The organism is Klebsiella sp. 141198 (assembly GCF_050600785.1).
GTDB lineage: Bacteria > Pseudomonadota > Gammaproteobacteria > Enterobacterales > Enterobacteriaceae > Klebsiella > Klebsiella aerogenes.
In genome coordinates, this window is the sequence record NZ_JAQIRM010000010.1 from 1 (window position 1) to 15,540 (window position 15,540).

A 15,540-nucleotide genomic window follows, 5' to 3' on the forward strand; every position below is an offset into this window, starting at 1 on the left:
GACCCCATGCCGAACTCAGAAGTGAAACGCCGTAGCGCCGATGGTAGTGTGGGGTCTCCCCATGTGAGAGTAGGGAACTGCCAGGCATCAAATTTGCAGTAAAACCGGGGCATTAAACCGGTAGATGTAGAAAAAATTCGGTGGAGCGGTAGTTCAGTCGGTTAGAATACCTGCCTGTCACGCAGGGGGTCGCGGGTTCGAGTCCCGTCCGTTCCGCCACTTATTTATATTAAGCCTGCTATATTAGCGGGCTTAATAGCGAGAAAGATTTAGGGGCGTAGCTCAGTTGGTAGAGCACCGGTCTCCAAAACCGGGTGTCGCGAGTTCGAGTCTCTCCGCCCCTGCCATATATAATCCTTTGCTTCGGCAAAGGATTTTTTTTGTCTTTAATTTCTCCTCTTACTCTGCCTTTCTGTTGTTTTGTCACTCCGTCCATGGAGTCAGATCGCTATTCCAGGATGCTGCTTTTCAGAATCTCGCGAATATGGGCCTGCTTATCGCTATTTTGTAGCCAGATGGCATACAGAGGACGTGAAAGCGTCGCGCTATCGGTCACCGTGTGCAGGCCGGTTTTCTGCTGTGCCCAACTAACGGGTAACCAGGTACAACCATTCAGCGTACTGAGTTGCTGATAAGCCAGTTCTGCGGAACTCGTCGTCAACAGGGGTACATCATCACTGCCGATCAAACCCACTTCGTTTTGCTGGAAATCCGGCCCCCATTCCAGTCGCAGATAGTTCAAATCATTCTTATTTTTTCCCGGTGCGGCACAATAGAGCGCCAGGGTGAAATGACCCAATAACTGGCTGCTTAATTCATCCATCTTCGGTGATTCTGTGGTGATCAGGAGATCGAGCTGGCGTTCATGCAACTGCTTAACTAACGACTGGCGCTGGGCTATCCGCGCCTCAAATTGCAGGTTATAGGGATCTTTGTAGAGCGTTCCCAGCCAACCGTTCAACAGGCATTCCCATAGCGACGCGCTGGCGCCGATCGAAAATTCATTATGGCGAGAAGAGTGGGCGACCTCCTTACGCGCGGCCTGCCAGGTATTCATCAACGTTTCTGCATAGGGCAGGAGCTTTTCGCCGGCTGACGTCAGACGAATATTGTTACGATGGCGGGTGAATAAATTTACGCCCAGCTGGTTCTCCAACTGACGAATGCGGAAGCTAACCGCTGATTGTGTTAAATAAAGCGCTTCCGCTGCCCGGCCAAAGTGGCGAGTTCTGCTCACTTCAAGGAAAGTTTTGAGCAATTCCGTGTCCACACTCTTCTCCGCAAAATTATTTGTCGTGATGATTTAAATGTTTTGTTTGACGCTCTGTCAAGCGTAACTAATACTCCGCGCCATAAATAGCTCGGCCAAAGAATCAGGAGCGTGTAGGATGGCGGAAAGCTTTACGACGACTAATCGTTTTTTCGACAATAAAAATTATCCACGCGGGTTCTCCCGTCACGGTGATTTCACCATCAAAGAGGCGCAACTGCTTGAACGTCATGGTTACGCCTTCAATGAGCTGGAATTGGGTAAACGCGAGCCTGTTACCGAAGATGAAAAACAATTCGTTGCGGTATGCCACGGCGAACGTGAGCCGGTAACCGAAGCGGAACGCGTTTGGATTAAGTATATGGCGCGAATCAAACGTCCGAAGCGTTTTCATACTTTATCTGGCGGCAAGCCGCAGGTTGAAGGCGCTGAAGACTACACTGAAAGCGACGATTAAAAAAAAGGGCGAAAGCCCTTTTTTTATGCCATCAGCGTCTGCAGGTGATTTAACATACGGTCGATAGCCCGGTAGCTTAGCGCCTCCTGCAAATGATGACGTTCGATATCCCTATCCTCATTCAGATCGGCGATAGTACGCGCAACTTTCAGTAAACGTTGCCATGCGCGGATTGAGAGCCCTAACGCTGAGAGCGTCTGTTCCAGCCATATCGCGTCGTCTTCTTTCAGCTTGCACCAGACTTTTATCTCCCCGCTATCCAGTTGTGCATTAAGTTTATTCTGCCGTGCGATCTGTCTGTCGCGCGCCGCGAATACCCGTAGACGAATGGTGGCGCTTTGCTCTTCGCCAACGCCACCCCGGCTTAATACGCCCGGTGGAGGAAGTGGAATCTCAAGTGATAGATCGAAGCGGTCGAGAAATGGCCCTGACAATCGGCCCAGGTAGCGCAGGGTCTGTTCCGGTGTGGCCCGATTATGCTGACCCTGGTAATGTCCTGTTGGGCTGGGATTCATGGCGGCAATCAGCTGAAATCGCGCAGGATAGTCAATCTTAGCCCGAGTGCGGGAAAGATGAATTTTTCCTGATTCAATGGGCTCTCGTAGTGCATCCAGAACCCGACGCTCGAATTCAGGTAGTTCATCAAGAAACAGAATACCGTTATGCGCGAGAGAGATCTCTCCAGGGGCCGGGATTGAGCCGCCGCCGACCATCGCCGTTAGCGACGCGCTATGGTGAGGGGCGCGAAAAGGCCGCCGACGCCACTGACGCGTGACGTAATGAGCATTGACGAGGCTGAGGATGGCCGCGCTTTCCAACGCTTCCTGGTTGCTTAGCGGCGGTAAAAGCCCCGGCAAACGGCTGGCGAGCATCGTCTTTCCTGTACCCGGTGGACCCATCAAGAGTAAATTGTGACCGCCCGCTGCGACTATCTCCAGCGCGCGTTTTCCCTGCTGTTGGCCAATGACATCGCCGAGATCGTCATAATCGTCCTCTCCCGCAGTTATTTCACCAGTCGGCGGCTGCAGAGTATGTTTCCCTTCCAGAAACGCGCAGACTTCCTGCAGGTGCCCTGCTATAAGGCACTCATTGCCGTTAATCAAGCCGACCTCTTCGGCGTTATCTCCAGCAACGACAATCTGCCTTCCGGCTTTTATCGCTTCCATAGCGCTGGATATTGCCCCAGGAACGCCGCGTAATGCGCCTGTAAGCGCTAATTCGCCAATAAACTCATACTGATTAAGTTTCGATGCGGCAAGCTGCTGCGAAGCGACCAGGAGCGCGAGAGCGATAGGTAAATCATATCTTCCACCCTCTTTCGGCAGATCGGCTGGCGCAAGGTTTATGGTTATCTTCTTTGCCGGATAGCTGTAGCCGCTGTTAATAATGGCGCTACGTACCCGATCGCGGGCTTCCTTTACCGTGGTTTCCGGCAGACCGACCATCGTCAAACCGGGGAGTCCGTTGCTGATATGGACTTCGACGGTAATTAGCGGCGCGCTGACCCCGAGCGCCGCGCGGGTATAGACAATTGCGAGTGACATAACGCCTCCTGAGCGGAATGATTATGTCTATTTCTGTGGTTTCATGAACCTATGAATGTTTAACTTTACGCTGCCTGTTCCAGACAATTGTCTGCAAAGTTTTGCATTTTCATTGTTTTCGGAGTGCGCGCGCAAATCCGTCATGACGCCGTTTTAATGCCGTAAAACACGGATGCAAACGCGAGAATAAGCTGAATTTTTTTCATTTTATTTTTTTCTTTTTAAAAACAACTGGTTTAATAAAAATCGTTAGCAAGATCAGAAAATGGAACATAAAAAAATCTTGTGCTTAATGTGATGTCTGTGGTAACTCTTTAGGTATTCCTTCGAACAAGAAGCCAGAAAGAACAGAAAATGACAGCCCTTCTACGAGTGATTAGCCTGGTCGTGATTAGCGTGGTGGTGATTATTATCCCACCGTGCGGGGCTGCACTTGGACGAGGAAAGGCTTAGAAATCAAGCCTTAACGAACTAAGACCCCCGCACCGAAAGGTCCGGGGGTTTTTTTATAACTTAAAAAACATAAGCGAGGAGCAGAATATGGGTTTTAGCATAAAATTCTGTTTCTCCCGATCTATGACGGGGAAGTAACTATGAACGGGGCGCAGTGGGTGGTACATGCTTTGCGAACACAGGGTGTCGACACGGTATTTGGCTATCCGGGTGGCGCGATTATGCCGGTTTACGATGCTTTGTATGACGGCGGCGTGGAACACCTGCTGTGTCGGCACGAGCAAGGCGCCGCAATGGCCGCCATCGGTTATGCCCGCGCGACCGGCAAAACTGGAGTTTGCATCGCCACTTCCGGCCCTGGCGCCACCAACCTGATCACCGGTTTGGCTGACGCGTTACTTGATTCTGTGCCTGTTGTCGCCATCACCGGTCAAGTGGCGGCGCCGTTTATCGGCACCGATGCTTTTCAGGAAGTGGACGTTCTCGGTTTGTCGCTGGCCTGCACCAAACACAGTTTCCTCGTGCAGTCGTTGGAAGAGCTGCCGCGCGTGATCGCGGAAGCTTTCCAGGTGGCAAACTCAGGCCGTCCTGGCCCGGTACTGGTTGATATTCCAAAAGATATCCAGTTGGCTAAAGGCGAATTAGATCCGCATTTCTCCACCGTTCCTGACGATGTTGAGTTCCCTCACACACAAGTCGAGCAGGCGTTAGGGATGCTTGCGCAGTCCCACAAGCCAATGCTGTACGTGGGCGGCGGTGTTGGAATGGCACAGGCGGTACCGGCCGTGCGCGAATTTCTGGCGGTGACGCAGATGCCGGTAACCTGCACTCTGAAAGGGTTGGGCGCCGTCGCCGCGGATTATCCGTATTACCTTGGCATGCTGGGTATGCACGGAACCAAGGCAGCAAACCTGGCGGTGCAGGAGTGCGATTTATTAATCGCCGTCGGCGCCCGTTTTGATGACCGGGTGACCGGCAAGCTGAATACCTTTGCCCCGCACGCCAAAGTAATCCATATGGATATTGACCCGGCCGAGCTGAACAAACTGCGCCAGGCGCACGTCGCTTTAACTGGAGATTTAAACGCCATGCTGCCGGCGTTGCAGCAGCCGTTGGCCATTGATGCGTGGCGCGAGCACAACGCACAGCTGCGCGCGGAGCACGCCTGGCGTTACGATCATCCCGGCGAGGCAATCTACGCGCCGCTGTTGCTCAAGCAGCTTTCCGATCGCAAACCGGCGGATTGCGTCGTGACGACCGATGTCGGCCAGCACCAAATGTGGTCGGCCCAGCACATGACCTATACCCGCCCGGAAAATTTCATCACTTCCAGCGGCCTGGGCACCATGGGCTTTGGTCTGCCGGCAGCCGTTGGCGCGCAGGTGGCCCGCCCGGACGATACGGTTATCTGTATCTCCGGCGATGGCTCTTTCATGATGAACGTGCAGGAGCTGGGCACCGTTAAACGTAAGCAGTTACCGTTGAAAATCGTGCTGCTGGATAACCAACGTCTAGGTATGGTTCGCCAGTGGCAGCAGCTGTTCTTCCAGGAGCGTTACAGCGAAACCACGCTTACCGATAATCCTGATTTTCTTACGCTGGCCAGCGCCTTCGGCATTCCAGGCCAGCACATCACCCGTAAAGACCAGGTTGAAGCGGCACTCGACACCATGCTTTCGAGCCAGGGGCCATACCTGCTTCATGTCTCAATCGATGAACTTGAGAATGTCTGGCCGTTGGTGCCGCCCGGCGCCAGTAATGCAGAAATGCTGGAGAAATTATCATGATGCAACATCAGGTCGCTTTACAGGCTCGCTTCAACCCCGAAACCTTAGAACGCGTGCTGCGCGTGGTGCGCCATCGCGGTTTTCAAATTTGCTCAATGAATATGGAAACCGCGTCGGATGCGCAAAACATAAATATCGAGCTGACCGTTGCCAGCCAGCGGCCCGTCGAATTACTGTTTAGTCAGTTACGCAAACTGGTCGACGTCGCCTGCGTCGAGATCCAGCAACCCACATCACAACAAATCCGCGCCTGAGCGCAGAGGAATAAAAAAAATGACGACGAAGAAAGCTGATTACATTTGGTTCAATGGCGAGATGACCCCATGGGGCGAGGCGAAAGTACACGTAATGTCCCACGCGTTGCACTACGGGACTTCGGTATTCGAAGGTATCCGCTGCTACGATTCTCACAAAGGGCCAGTGGTGTTCCGCCATCGTGAACACATGCAGCGTCTGCATGATTCAGCCAAAATCTACCGTTTCCCGGTTTCTCAGAGCGTTGACGAGCTGATGGAAGCCTGCCGCGAAGTTATTCGTACCAATAAACTGACCAGCGCTTATATCCGTCCGCTGGTGTTTGTTGGCGATGTTGGCATGGGCGTTAACCCGCCGGACGGTTACAAAACCGACGTTATCATCGCGGCGTTCCCGTGGGGTGCATACCTTGGCGCAGAAGCGCTGGAGCAGGGGATCGATGCGATGGTTTCTTCCTGGAACCGCGCGGCGCCTAACACCATCCCAACCGCAGCGAAAGCGGGCGGCAACTATCTCTCCTCTCTGCTGGTCGGCAGCGAAGCGCGTCGTCACGGTTATCAGGAAGGTATCGCGCTGGACGTTAACGGCTATATCTCCGAAGGCGCAGGCGAAAACCTGTTTGAGGTGAAAGATGGCGTGCTGTTTACTCCGCCGTTTACCTCTTCCGCGCTGCCGGGTATCACCCGCGACGCCATCATCAAACTGGCGAAAGATCTCGGTATCGAAGTCCGCGAGCAGGTGCTGTCCCGCGAATCTCTGTACCTGGCGGATGAAGTGTTCATGTCCGGTACCGCTGCGGAAATCACGCCGGTACGCAGCGTTGACGGTATCCAGGTCGGCGCAGGCCGCCGCGGCCCGGTGACCAAACGCATTCAGGAAGCCTTCTTTGGCCTCTTCACCGGTGAAACGGAAGATAAATGGGGCTGGCTGGATCCGGTAAGTAAGTGATTAAAAATGGGACGGCACGCACCGTCCCATTGCATAAACAGAGATGGGAGTAAAAAGAGCATGCCTAAGTACCGTTCCGCCACCACCACACATGGCCGCAATATGGCGGGCGCCCGCGCGCTGTGGCGCGCAACCGGGATGACCGATGCCGATTTCGGCAAACCGATCATCGCCGTTGTTAACTCCTTTACCCAGTTTGTACCTGGGCACGTGCATCTGCGCGACCTCGGCAAACTGGTTGCCGAGCAAATTGAAGCTGCGGGCGGCGTCGCTAAAGAATTCAACACCATCGCAGTGGATGATGGGATCGCCATGGGTCACGGGGGTATGCTCTATTCACTGCCATCCCGCGAGCTCATCGCCGATTCAGTCGAGTACATGGTTAACGCCCACTGCGCCGATGCCATGGTTTGTATCTCCAACTGCGACAAAATCACCCCGGGGATGCTGATGGCCTCCCTGCGTTTGAATATTCCGGTAATCTTTGTTTCCGGCGGCCCGATGGAAGCCGGGAAAACCAAGCTGTCTGACAAAATCATCAAGTTGGATCTGGTTGATGCCATGATTCAGGGGGCAGACCCGAAAGTCTCTGACGATCAAAGCGAACAGGTGGAGCGTTCCGCCTGTCCGACCTGCGGTTCGTGCTCGGGGATGTTCACCGCGAACTCAATGAACTGTCTGACCGAAGCATTAGGCTTGTCGCAGCCGGGTAATGGTTCTCTGCTGGCGACCCATGCCGACCGTAAAGCGCTGTTCCTCAACGCCGGTAAACGTATCGTTGAACTGACCAAACGCTACTACGAGCAGGACGACGCCTCCGCGCTGCCGCGCAATATCGCCAGCAAGGCGGCATTTGAAAACGCCATGACTCTCGATATCGCAATGGGCGGCTCAACCAATACCGTTCTGCATCTGCTGGCGGCGGCGCAGGAAGCCGAAATCGACTTCACCATGAGTGATATCGACAAGCTGTCCCGCAAAGTGCCGCAGCTGTGTAAAGTGGCGCCGAGTACGCAGAAATACCATATGGAAGACGTGCATCGCGCCGGCGGCGTACTGGGGATCCTCGGCGAGCTGGATCGCGCGGGGTTACTCAACCGCGATGTTAAAAACGTTCTTGGCCTGACGCTGCCGCAGACCCTGGAACAGTACGATGTGATGGTGACTCAGGACGACGCGGTGAAAAAAATGTTCCGCGCCGGCCCGGCGGGGATCCGTACCACCCAGGCGTTCTCGCAGGATTGTCGCTGGGATACGCTGGATGACGATCGCGCCGAGGGATGTATCCGTTCTCTGGAGCATGCCTATAGTAAAGACGGTGGCCTGGCGGTGCTGTACGGTAACTTTGCCGAAAACGGCTGTATCGTCAAAACCGCCGGCGTGGACGATAGCATCCTGAAATTTACCGGCCCGGCGAAAGTTTATGAAAGTCAGGACGAAGCGGTTGAGGCCATCCTCGGCGGCAAAGTCGTGGAAGGCGATGTCGTGGTTATTCGTTATGAAGGGCCGAAAGGCGGGCCGGGAATGCAGGAGATGCTCTATCCGACCACCTTCCTGAAGTCCATGGGTCTTGGCAAAGCGTGCGCTTTGATCACCGATGGCCGTTTCTCCGGCGGCACCTCCGGGCTTTCCATCGGCCACGTATCGCCGGAAGCGGCGAGCGGCGGCAACATCGCTATCATCGAAGATGGCGACATGATTGCTATCGATATTCCTAACCGCGGTATTCAGCTGCAGCTCAGCGATGCCGAAATCGCCGCCCGTCGCGAAGCGCAAGAAGCGCGTGGCGATAAGGCGTGGACGCCGAAAGACCGCGAGCGCCAGGTCTCCTTCGCGCTGCGCGCTTATGCCAGCCTCGCGACCAGTGCCGACAAGGGCGCCGTGCGCGATAAATCAAAACTTGGGGGTTAATCATGGCCGAATCGCAACCCCTATCCGCCGCCCCTGAGGGGGCGGAGTATCTCCGGGCGGTACTGCGCGCGCCGGTTTATGAAGCGGTGCAGAAAACGCCGCTGCAAAAAATGGATAAGCTCTCTTCGCGGCTGGATAACGTGATTTTGGTGAAACGCGAAGACCGCCAGCCGGTGCATAGCTTTAAGCTGCGCGGCGCTTACGCGATGATGTCCGGCCTGACGGCGGAACAAAAATCCAATGGCGTGATCACCGCTTCGGCGGGTAATCATGCGCAGGGCGTGGCGTTTTCCGCATCCCGGCTGGGTGTTAAGGCGCTGATCGTGATGCCGGTAGCGACCGCCGATATCAAAGTCGATGCCGTTCGCGGCTTCGGCGGCGAAGTGCTGCTGCACGGCGCCAACTTTGACGAAGCGAAAGCCCGCGCGATTGAGCTGGCGCAGCAGCAAGGTTTTACCTGGGTGCCGCCGTTCGATCACCCGATGGTGATCGCCGGTCAGGGAACGCTGGCGCTGGAGCTGCTGCAGCAGGATGCCCACATTGACCGCGTATTCGTCCCTGTTGGCGGCGGCGGTCTGGCGGCAGGCGTGGCGGTGCTGATCAAGCAGCTGATGCCGCAGATTAAAGTGATAGCGGTGGAAGCGGAAGATTCGGCGTGTCTGAAAGCGGCGCTGGATGCCGGTCATCCGGTGGATCTACCGCGCGTCGGTTTGTTTGCTGAAGGCGTGGCGGTGAAGCGCATCGGCGATGAAACGTTCCGTTTATGCCAGGAGTATCTGGACGATATCATCACCGTCGATAGCGATGCTATCTGCGCGGCGATGAAAGATCTGTTCGAAGATGTGCGGGCGGTGGCGGAGCCTTCCGGCGCGCTGGCGCTGGCGGGGATGAAAAAGTATATCGCCCAGCATAACATCCGCGGCGAGCGTCTGGCTCACATCCTGTCCGGCGCCAACGTCAACTTCCACGGACTACGCTACGTTTCTGAGCGTTGCGAGCTCGGGGAACAGCGCGAAGCGCTGCTGGCGGTGACGATACCGGAAGAGAAAGGCAGCTTCCTTAAGTTCTGTCAGCTACTGGGCGGCCGTTCGGTCACCGAGTTCAACTACCGTTTTGCCGATGCCAAAGATGCCTGTATTTTCGTTGGCGTGCGGCTGAGCCGCGGGTTGGATGAGCGCAAAGAGATCCTCGAGCTGCTAAGCGAAGGCGGCTACAGCGTAGTCGATCTTTCCGATGACGAAATGGCGAAGCTGCACGTGCGCTATATGGTCGGCGGACGTCCGTCTAAACCGCTGCAGGAGCGCCTGTTTAGCTTCGAATTCCCGGAATCACCTGGCGCGCTGCTTAAGTTTCTGCACACGCTCGGCACCCACTGGAATATTTCGTTGTTCCACTATCGCAGCCACGGCACCGATTTTGGCCGCGTTCTGGCGGCGTTTGAGCTTGGCGAGCATGAGCCAGACTTCGAAACCCGTCTTAATGAACTGGGCTACGAGTGTCATGACGAAACCCATAACCCGGCGTTCCGCTTTTTCCTTGCGGGCTAGTGGTTAGGCAGTATTTTCCAGAACGCATCAATAAGCGGCTCATACAGCCGCTTTTTTTGTGCGCAGACGCCCAGCTCAAATGGCGTTTTCTCATCGCTGCGATCGAGGATCATCACGCGATTACGCACCGGCTCGGGGCTGTTTTCCAGCACCACTTCCGGCAGTAGCGCCACGCCGCAGCCGAGGGCGACCATCGATACCATGGCTTCATGGCCGCCGACGGTGGCGTAAATGGACGGATTGCTGATTTTATGGCGGCGGAACCACAGCTCGATGCGGCGGCGCACCGGCCCCTGATCGGCCATGATAAACGGTACCGTTGCCCAGTCAGGATGTTCGACCGACACCTGATTGCGCACCGGGCAGGGTAACGCCGGGGCAATCAGCACTACCGCAAGATTTTCCAGCATCGAAAACGCCACCGAGCCCGGCAGCGTCTCCGGCTTACCGGCAATGGCCAGATCGGCTTCTCCAGTGACCACTTTTTCCATCGCATCAGCGGCATCGCCAGTCGATAACTTTATCTCTACTGAGGGATGCGCGGCGCGAAAGCGATCGAGAATCGGCGGCAGATGGCTGTAAGCGGCGGTCACGGAGCAGAAAATATGTAGCTCGCCGGAGAGCGACGGCCCCTGCTGGTCGATGGCGTGGCGCAGTTGCTGATACTGCAGTAAAGTCTGCTGGGCAAAGGTGCGAAGTTCTTCGCCGGCCTCGGTTAGGGTCACGGTGCGATTATCGCGAACGAACAGCGGCTGGCCGAGGTCCTCTTCGAGGCGTTGAATCTGTCGCGAAAGCGTCGAGGGACTAACGTGCATAGCCCGCGCGCTGCGGCCAAAATGGCGGCTTTCCGCCAGATGCAGAAAGGTTTTCAGATCGCGTAAATCCATGGTTCAATCCCCTGAGAATAACGTTGCAGTTATTGCAATGTGATGTTGTGAATATATCAATTTTCGCAACGAAATTCCTGTCATATAGTGGGTTCATTCTCGCAAAACGCGAACCGAACAATAAGCACGACAACACAACATCACGAGGTATCACCATGGCTAACTACTTCAACACACTGAATCTGCGCCAGCAGCTGGCTCAGCTGGGCAAATGCCGCTTTATGGGGCGCGATGAATTTGCCGATGGCGCGAGCTATCTTCAGGGTAAAAAAGTAGTCATCGTCGGCTGTGGCGCGCAGGGCCTGAACCAGGGTCTGAACATGCGTGACTCCGGCCTGGATATCTCCTATGCGCTGCGTAAAGAAGCGATTGCCGAGAAGCGCGCATCCTGGCGTAAAGCGACGGAAAACGGCTTCAAAGTGGGTACCTATGAAGAGCTGATCCCGCAGGCTGACCTGGTTGTCAACCTGACTCCGGACAAACAGCACTCTGACGTTGTGCGTTCCGTACAGCCGCTGATGAAAGACGGCGCGGCGCTGGGTTACTCCCACGGCTTCAACATCGTTGAAGTGGGCGAGCAGATCCGCAAAGACATCACCGTGGTGATGGTGGCGCCGAAGTGCCCAGGTACCGAAGTTCGTGAAGAGTACAAACGCGGTTTCGGCGTGCCGACGCTTATCGCTGTACACCCGGAAAACGATCCGAAAGGCGAAGGTATGGCCATTGCCAAAGCGTGGGCAGCAGCGACCGGCGGCCATCGTGCGGGTGTTCTGGAATCCTCCTTCGTGGCGGAAGTGAAATCTGACCTGATGGGCGAGCAGACCATCCTCTGCGGCATGCTGCAGGCGGGTTCTCTGCTGTGCTTCGACAAGCTGGTGGCTGAAGGTACCGATCCGGCCTATGCGGAAAAACTGATTCAGTTCGGCTGGGAAACCATCACCGAAGCGCTGAAACAAGGCGGCATCACCCTGATGATGGATCGCCTGTCTAATCCGGCGAAACTGCGTGCTTACGCGCTGTCCGAACAGCTGAAAGAGATCATGGCGCCGCTGTTCCAGAAACATATGGATGACATCATCTCCGGCGAATTCTCTTCCGGCATGATGGCCGACTGGGCGAACGACGACAAAAAACTGCTGACCTGGCGTGAAGAGACCGGTAAAACCGCGTTCGAAACCGCGCCGCAGTATGAAGGTAAAATCGGCGAGCAGGAGTACTTCGATAAAGGCGTTCTGATGATTGCAATGGTGAAAGCGGGCGTTGAACTGGCCTTCGAAACCATGGTTGATTCCGGCATCATCGAAGAGTCCGCTTACTACGAATCGCTGCACGAGCTGCCGCTTATCGCCAACACAATCGCCCGTAAGCGCCTGTATGAAATGAACGTGGTTATCTCCGATACCGCGGAGTACGGTAACTACCTGTTCTCTTATGCTTGCGTACCGCTGCTGAAAGAGTTCATGACTACCCTGCAGACCGGCGACCTGGGCAAAGCGATTGCCGAAGGCGCGGTAGATAACGCTCAGCTGCGTGACGTGAACGAAGCGATTCGCAGCCACGCTATCGAAGCGGTGGGTAAAAAACTGCGCGGGTATATGACCGATATGAAGCGTATCGCGGTTGCCGGCTGATAAAACAAAAGGTGCGGGCGGATGCCCTCACCCCAACCCTCTCCCACAGGGAGAGGGGGCAAACATTAAAGGCCTTCTCTTTGAGAAGGCCTTGTTGTTTATTTCCGGTACAGCACTTTGATGATGTGGTAACCGAACTGGGTATGCAGCGGGCCGGTTGGCTCCAGTTCAGGGCAGGAGAAGACCACTTTATCGAATGCCGGAACCATCTGGCCCTGGCGGAATTCGCCCAGATCGCCGCCGCGTTTTCCTGACGGGCAGATAGAGTGTTTTTTCGCCAGCTTGCCGAAGTCGGCGCCGTTTTTAAGCTGCTCAAGCAGATCGAGAGCTAGTTTCTCTTCTTTTACCAGGATATGCAGTGCTGCCGCTGTTTTAGCCATGATTGCGCCTTGATTGAGTTGGGATAAATCAGGGCGCCATAGTAACACGCGCTAGCGGCGATACAGCACCTTGATGATATGGTAGCCAAATTTGGTTTGTACCGGGCCATAGGGTTTGAGCAGCGGACAGCTGAACACGGCTTTATCAAACGGAGCGACCATCGCGCCCTGCTGGAACTCCCCCAGATCGCCGCCATGACGTCCGGACGGACATTTTGAGTAGCGCTTCGCCAGATGATCGAAGCTGACGCCTCGTTCTAGCTTGGCGAGGATCTCGTGTGCCAGTTTTTCTTCTTTGACCAGAATATGCAGGGCCGCTGCGCTTTTTGCCATAACCAGAGCCTCAGGATAAATTGCGTGGCTGACACTTTACCATCAGCCGGTAAATCTCAGCCTCGCTTTCTGCTACAATCCACACCCCGTTCGAAGATTGAGCAATATTCCCATGCGTTTAAACCCTGGCCAACAACAAGCCGTCGAATTCGTTACCGGACCGTGCCTGGTGCTGGCGGGCGCCGGTTCCGGTAAGACCCGCGTTATTACGAATAAAATCGCCCACCTGATCCGCGGCTGCGGTTATCAGGCGCGCCATATCGCGGCCGTCACCTTTACTAACAAGGCCGCGCGCGAAATGAAAGAGCGCGTCGGGCAAACGCTGGGGCGTAAAGAGGCGCGCGGGCTGATGATTTCCACCTTCCACACCCTGGGGCTGGATATCATCAAACGTGAATACGCCGCGCTGGGAATGAAATCTAACTTTTCCTTGTTCGATGATACTGACCAGGTCGCGCTGCTGAAAGAGCTCACCGAAGGGTTGATCGAAGATGACAAAGTGGTGTTGCAGCAGCTGATCTCGACGATCTCCAACTGGAAAAACGATCTGAAAACGCCGGCGCAGGCGGCGGCTGGCGCGAAAGGCGAACGGGACCGCATCTTCGCTCACTGCTATGGGCTCTATGATGCGCATATGAAGGCCTGTAACGTCCTCGATTTTGACGATCTTATCCTGCTGCCGACGCTGCTGCTGCAGCGTAATGAAGAGGTGCGCGAACGCTGGCAGAACAAGATCCGTTACCTGCTGGTGGATGAGTATCAGGATACCAACACCAGCCAGTATGAGCTGGTGAAGCTGCTGGTGGGGCAGCGCGCGCGCTTTACCGTGGTGGGTGATGATGACCAGTCGATCTACTCGTGGCGCGGCGCGCGGCCGCAGAACCTGGTGCTGCTAAGCCAGGATTTTCCGGCGCTGCAGGTGATCAAGCTTGAACAGAACTACCGTTCATCAGGGCGTATTCTGAAGGCCGCCAACATTTTGATCGCCAATAACCCACACGTCTTTGAAAAGCGGCTGTTCTCTGAACTTGGCTACGGCACGGAGCTGAAAGTGCTCTCCGCCAATAACGAAGATCATGAAGCGGAGCGCGTCGCTGGCGAACTGATAGCCCATCACTTTATTAATAAAACCAACTACAAAGATTACGCCATCCTTTATCGCGGTAATCACCAGTCGCGGGTTTTTGAAAAGATGCTGATGCAAAACCGCATCCCGTACAAAATCTCGGGCGGCACATCGTTCTTTTCGCGCCCGGAAATTAAAGATTTGCTGGCCTATCTGCGCGTACTTACCAACCCGGATGACGACAGCGCCTTCCTGCGCATCGTCAATACGCCGAAACGCGAGATTGGCCCGGCGACCTTGCAAAAGCTGGGCGAATGGGCGATGAGCCGTAACAAAGGCTTATTCACCGCCAGCTTTGATATGGGGTTAAGCCAGACGCTGACCGGGCGCGGGTATGAATCGCTCACTCGTTTCACCCATTGGCTGCGGGAAATTCAGCAACTGGCCGAGCGTGAACCGGTCAATGCCGTGCGGGATTTAATTCGCGGGATTGATTATGAGTCCTGGCTATATGAAACCTCGCCGAGCCCGAAAGCCGCGGAAATGCGGATGAAAAACGTCAACCAGCTGTTTACCTGGATGACCGAAATGCTGGAAGGCAGCGAGATAGATGAGCCGATGACGCTGACGCAGGTGGTTACCCGCTTTACCCTGCGCGATATGATGGAACGCGGCGAATCGGATGAAGAGCTGGATCAGGTGCAGTTGATGACTCTGCATGCCTCAAAAGGGCTGGAGTTCCCCTATGTTTACCTGGTGGGAATGGAAGAGGGATTGCTACCGCATCAGAGCAGTATCGATGAAGATAATGTCGATGAAGAACGGCGACTGGCCTATGTGGGTATCACCCGCGCGCAGAAAGAGTTGACCTTTACGCTCTGTAAGGAGCGTCGTCAGTATGGCGAGCTGGTGCGCCCGGAGCCGAGCCGTTTTCTGCTTGAGCTCCCGCAAGACGATCTGATTTGGGAGCAGGAACGGAAAGTCATCTCTGCGGAAGAACGTATGCATAAAGGCCAGGCCAACGTCGCGAATATCAAGGCGATGCTGGCGAAGGCGAAAAAGGGCTAACGC

At 55.2% G+C, this 15,540-nt stretch carries 14 protein-coding genes, 2 tRNA genes and 1 rRNA gene; 12 read left to right on the forward strand and 5 right to left on the reverse strand.

Annotation, left to right across the window (positions count from 1 at the left end):
* The 3 genes from rrf to PGR10_RS24115 form a co-directional block, all read left to right on the forward strand.
* Window positions 1-86, forward strand: a 5S ribosomal RNA gene (rrf, locus tag PGR10_RS24105); the annotation flags it as partial.
* Between the two features lie 56 nt (window positions 87-142).
* A tRNA-Asp gene (locus tag PGR10_RS24110) sits at window positions 143-219 on the forward strand.
* A gap of 52 nt (window positions 220-271) precedes the next feature.
* Window positions 272-347 (forward strand) — tRNA-Trp (locus PGR10_RS24115).
* Between the two features lie 101 nt (window positions 348-448).
* Here PGR10_RS24115 and hdfR read toward each other — a convergent pair.
* A complete protein-coding gene (hdfR, locus tag PGR10_RS24120) occupies window positions 449-1,270 on the reverse strand; it encodes an HTH-type transcriptional regulator HdfR (RefSeq protein WP_045389306.1) in 822 nt (273 codons plus the stop codon).
* Between the two features lie 118 nt (window positions 1,271-1,388).
* On the opposite strand from hdfR, the gene PGR10_RS24125 reads away from it, so the two are divergent.
* The gene (locus PGR10_RS24125) at window positions 1,389-1,727 is read left to right on the forward strand and encodes a DUF413 domain-containing protein (protein WP_015368901.1); all 339 of its coding nucleotides are present in this window, start codon (window positions 1,389-1,391) and stop codon (window positions 1,725-1,727) included.
* A 23-nt stretch (window positions 1,728-1,750) separates the two neighbouring features.
* Here the strand turns inward: PGR10_RS24125 and PGR10_RS24130 are convergent, their stop codons facing one another.
* Window positions 1,751-3,271, reverse strand: coding sequence for a YifB family Mg chelatase-like AAA ATPase (locus tag PGR10_RS24130; RefSeq protein WP_430924240.1), 1,521 nt, complete (start codon window positions 3,269-3,271; stop codon window positions 1,751-1,753).
* Between the two features lie 354 nt (window positions 3,272-3,625).
* Here PGR10_RS24130 and ilvL point away from each other — a divergent pair, with 354 nt between their 5' ends.
* The 6 genes from ilvL to ilvA all read left to right on the forward strand — a co-directional run bounded on the left by ilvL (window position 3,626) and on the right by ilvA (window position 10,172).
* On the forward strand, window positions 3,626-3,724 hold the full coding sequence (ilvL, locus tag PGR10_RS24135) for an ilv operon leader peptide (RefSeq protein WP_001311244.1): 99 nt from the start codon (window positions 3,626-3,628) through the stop codon (window positions 3,722-3,724).
* Window positions 3,725-3,864: 140 nt separating this feature from the next.
* Window positions 3,865-5,511, forward strand: coding sequence for an acetolactate synthase 2 catalytic subunit (gene ilvG / locus PGR10_RS24140; protein ID WP_430924241.1), 1,647 nt, complete (start codon window positions 3,865-3,867; stop codon window positions 5,509-5,511).
* A complete protein-coding gene (gene ilvM / locus PGR10_RS24145; RefSeq protein ID WP_015368897.1) occupies window positions 5,508-5,765 on the forward strand; it encodes an acetolactate synthase 2 small subunit in 258 nt (85 codons plus the stop codon). Before ilvG ends, ilvM begins: the two co-directional genes overlap by 4 nt.
* 19 nt (window positions 5,766-5,784) lie before the next feature.
* Window positions 5,785-6,714: a branched-chain amino acid transaminase gene (locus PGR10_RS24150; RefSeq protein ID WP_008807980.1), complete on the forward strand. Its 930-nt coding sequence runs from the start codon at window positions 5,785-5,787 to the stop codon at window positions 6,712-6,714.
* A gap of 60 nt (window positions 6,715-6,774) precedes the next feature.
* Complete coding sequence (gene ilvD, locus PGR10_RS24155) at window positions 6,775-8,625, forward strand: dihydroxy-acid dehydratase (protein WP_015368896.1); 1,851 nt, start codon at window positions 6,775-6,777, stop codon at window positions 8,623-8,625.
* A 2-nt stretch (window positions 8,626-8,627) separates the two neighbouring features.
* Entirely contained in the window at window positions 8,628-10,172 is a 1,545-nt protein-coding gene (ilvA, locus tag PGR10_RS24160; RefSeq protein WP_080924842.1) for a threonine ammonia-lyase, biosynthetic, read from the forward strand.
* Here ilvA and ilvY read toward each other — a convergent pair.
* Entirely contained in the window at window positions 10,169-11,059 is an 891-nt protein-coding gene (ilvY, locus tag PGR10_RS24165) for an HTH-type transcriptional activator IlvY (protein ID WP_080924841.1), read from the reverse strand. The genes ilvA and ilvY overlap by 4 nt on opposite strands.
* 155 nt (window positions 11,060-11,214) lie before the next feature.
* Here ilvY and ilvC point away from each other — a divergent pair, with 155 nt between their 5' ends.
* Window positions 11,215-12,690: a ketol-acid reductoisomerase gene (ilvC, locus tag PGR10_RS24170; protein WP_015703965.1), complete on the forward strand. Its 1,476-nt coding sequence runs from the start codon at window positions 11,215-11,217 to the stop codon at window positions 12,688-12,690.
* Between the two features lie 98 nt (window positions 12,691-12,788).
* On the opposite strand, the gene ppiC (PGR10_RS24175) is transcribed toward ilvC, so the two are convergent.
* The gene (gene ppiC / locus PGR10_RS24175; protein WP_002883180.1) at window positions 12,789-13,070 is read right to left on the reverse strand and encodes a peptidylprolyl isomerase PpiC; all 282 of its coding nucleotides are present in this window, start codon (window positions 13,068-13,070) and stop codon (window positions 12,789-12,791) included.
* 51 nt (window positions 13,071-13,121) lie between these two features.
* Window positions 13,122-13,403 (reverse strand): peptidylprolyl isomerase PpiC, encoded by a 282-nt coding sequence (gene ppiC / locus PGR10_RS24180; RefSeq protein ID WP_032709514.1) that lies wholly within the window; start codon window positions 13,401-13,403, stop codon window positions 13,122-13,124.
* Between the two features lie 112 nt (window positions 13,404-13,515).
* Here ppiC (PGR10_RS24180) and rep point away from each other — a divergent pair, with 112 nt between their 5' ends.
* Entirely contained in the window at window positions 13,516-15,537 is a 2,022-nt protein-coding gene (gene rep / locus PGR10_RS24185; protein WP_015368891.1) for a DNA helicase Rep, read from the forward strand.
* Window positions 15,538-15,540 lie beyond the last annotated feature (3 nt).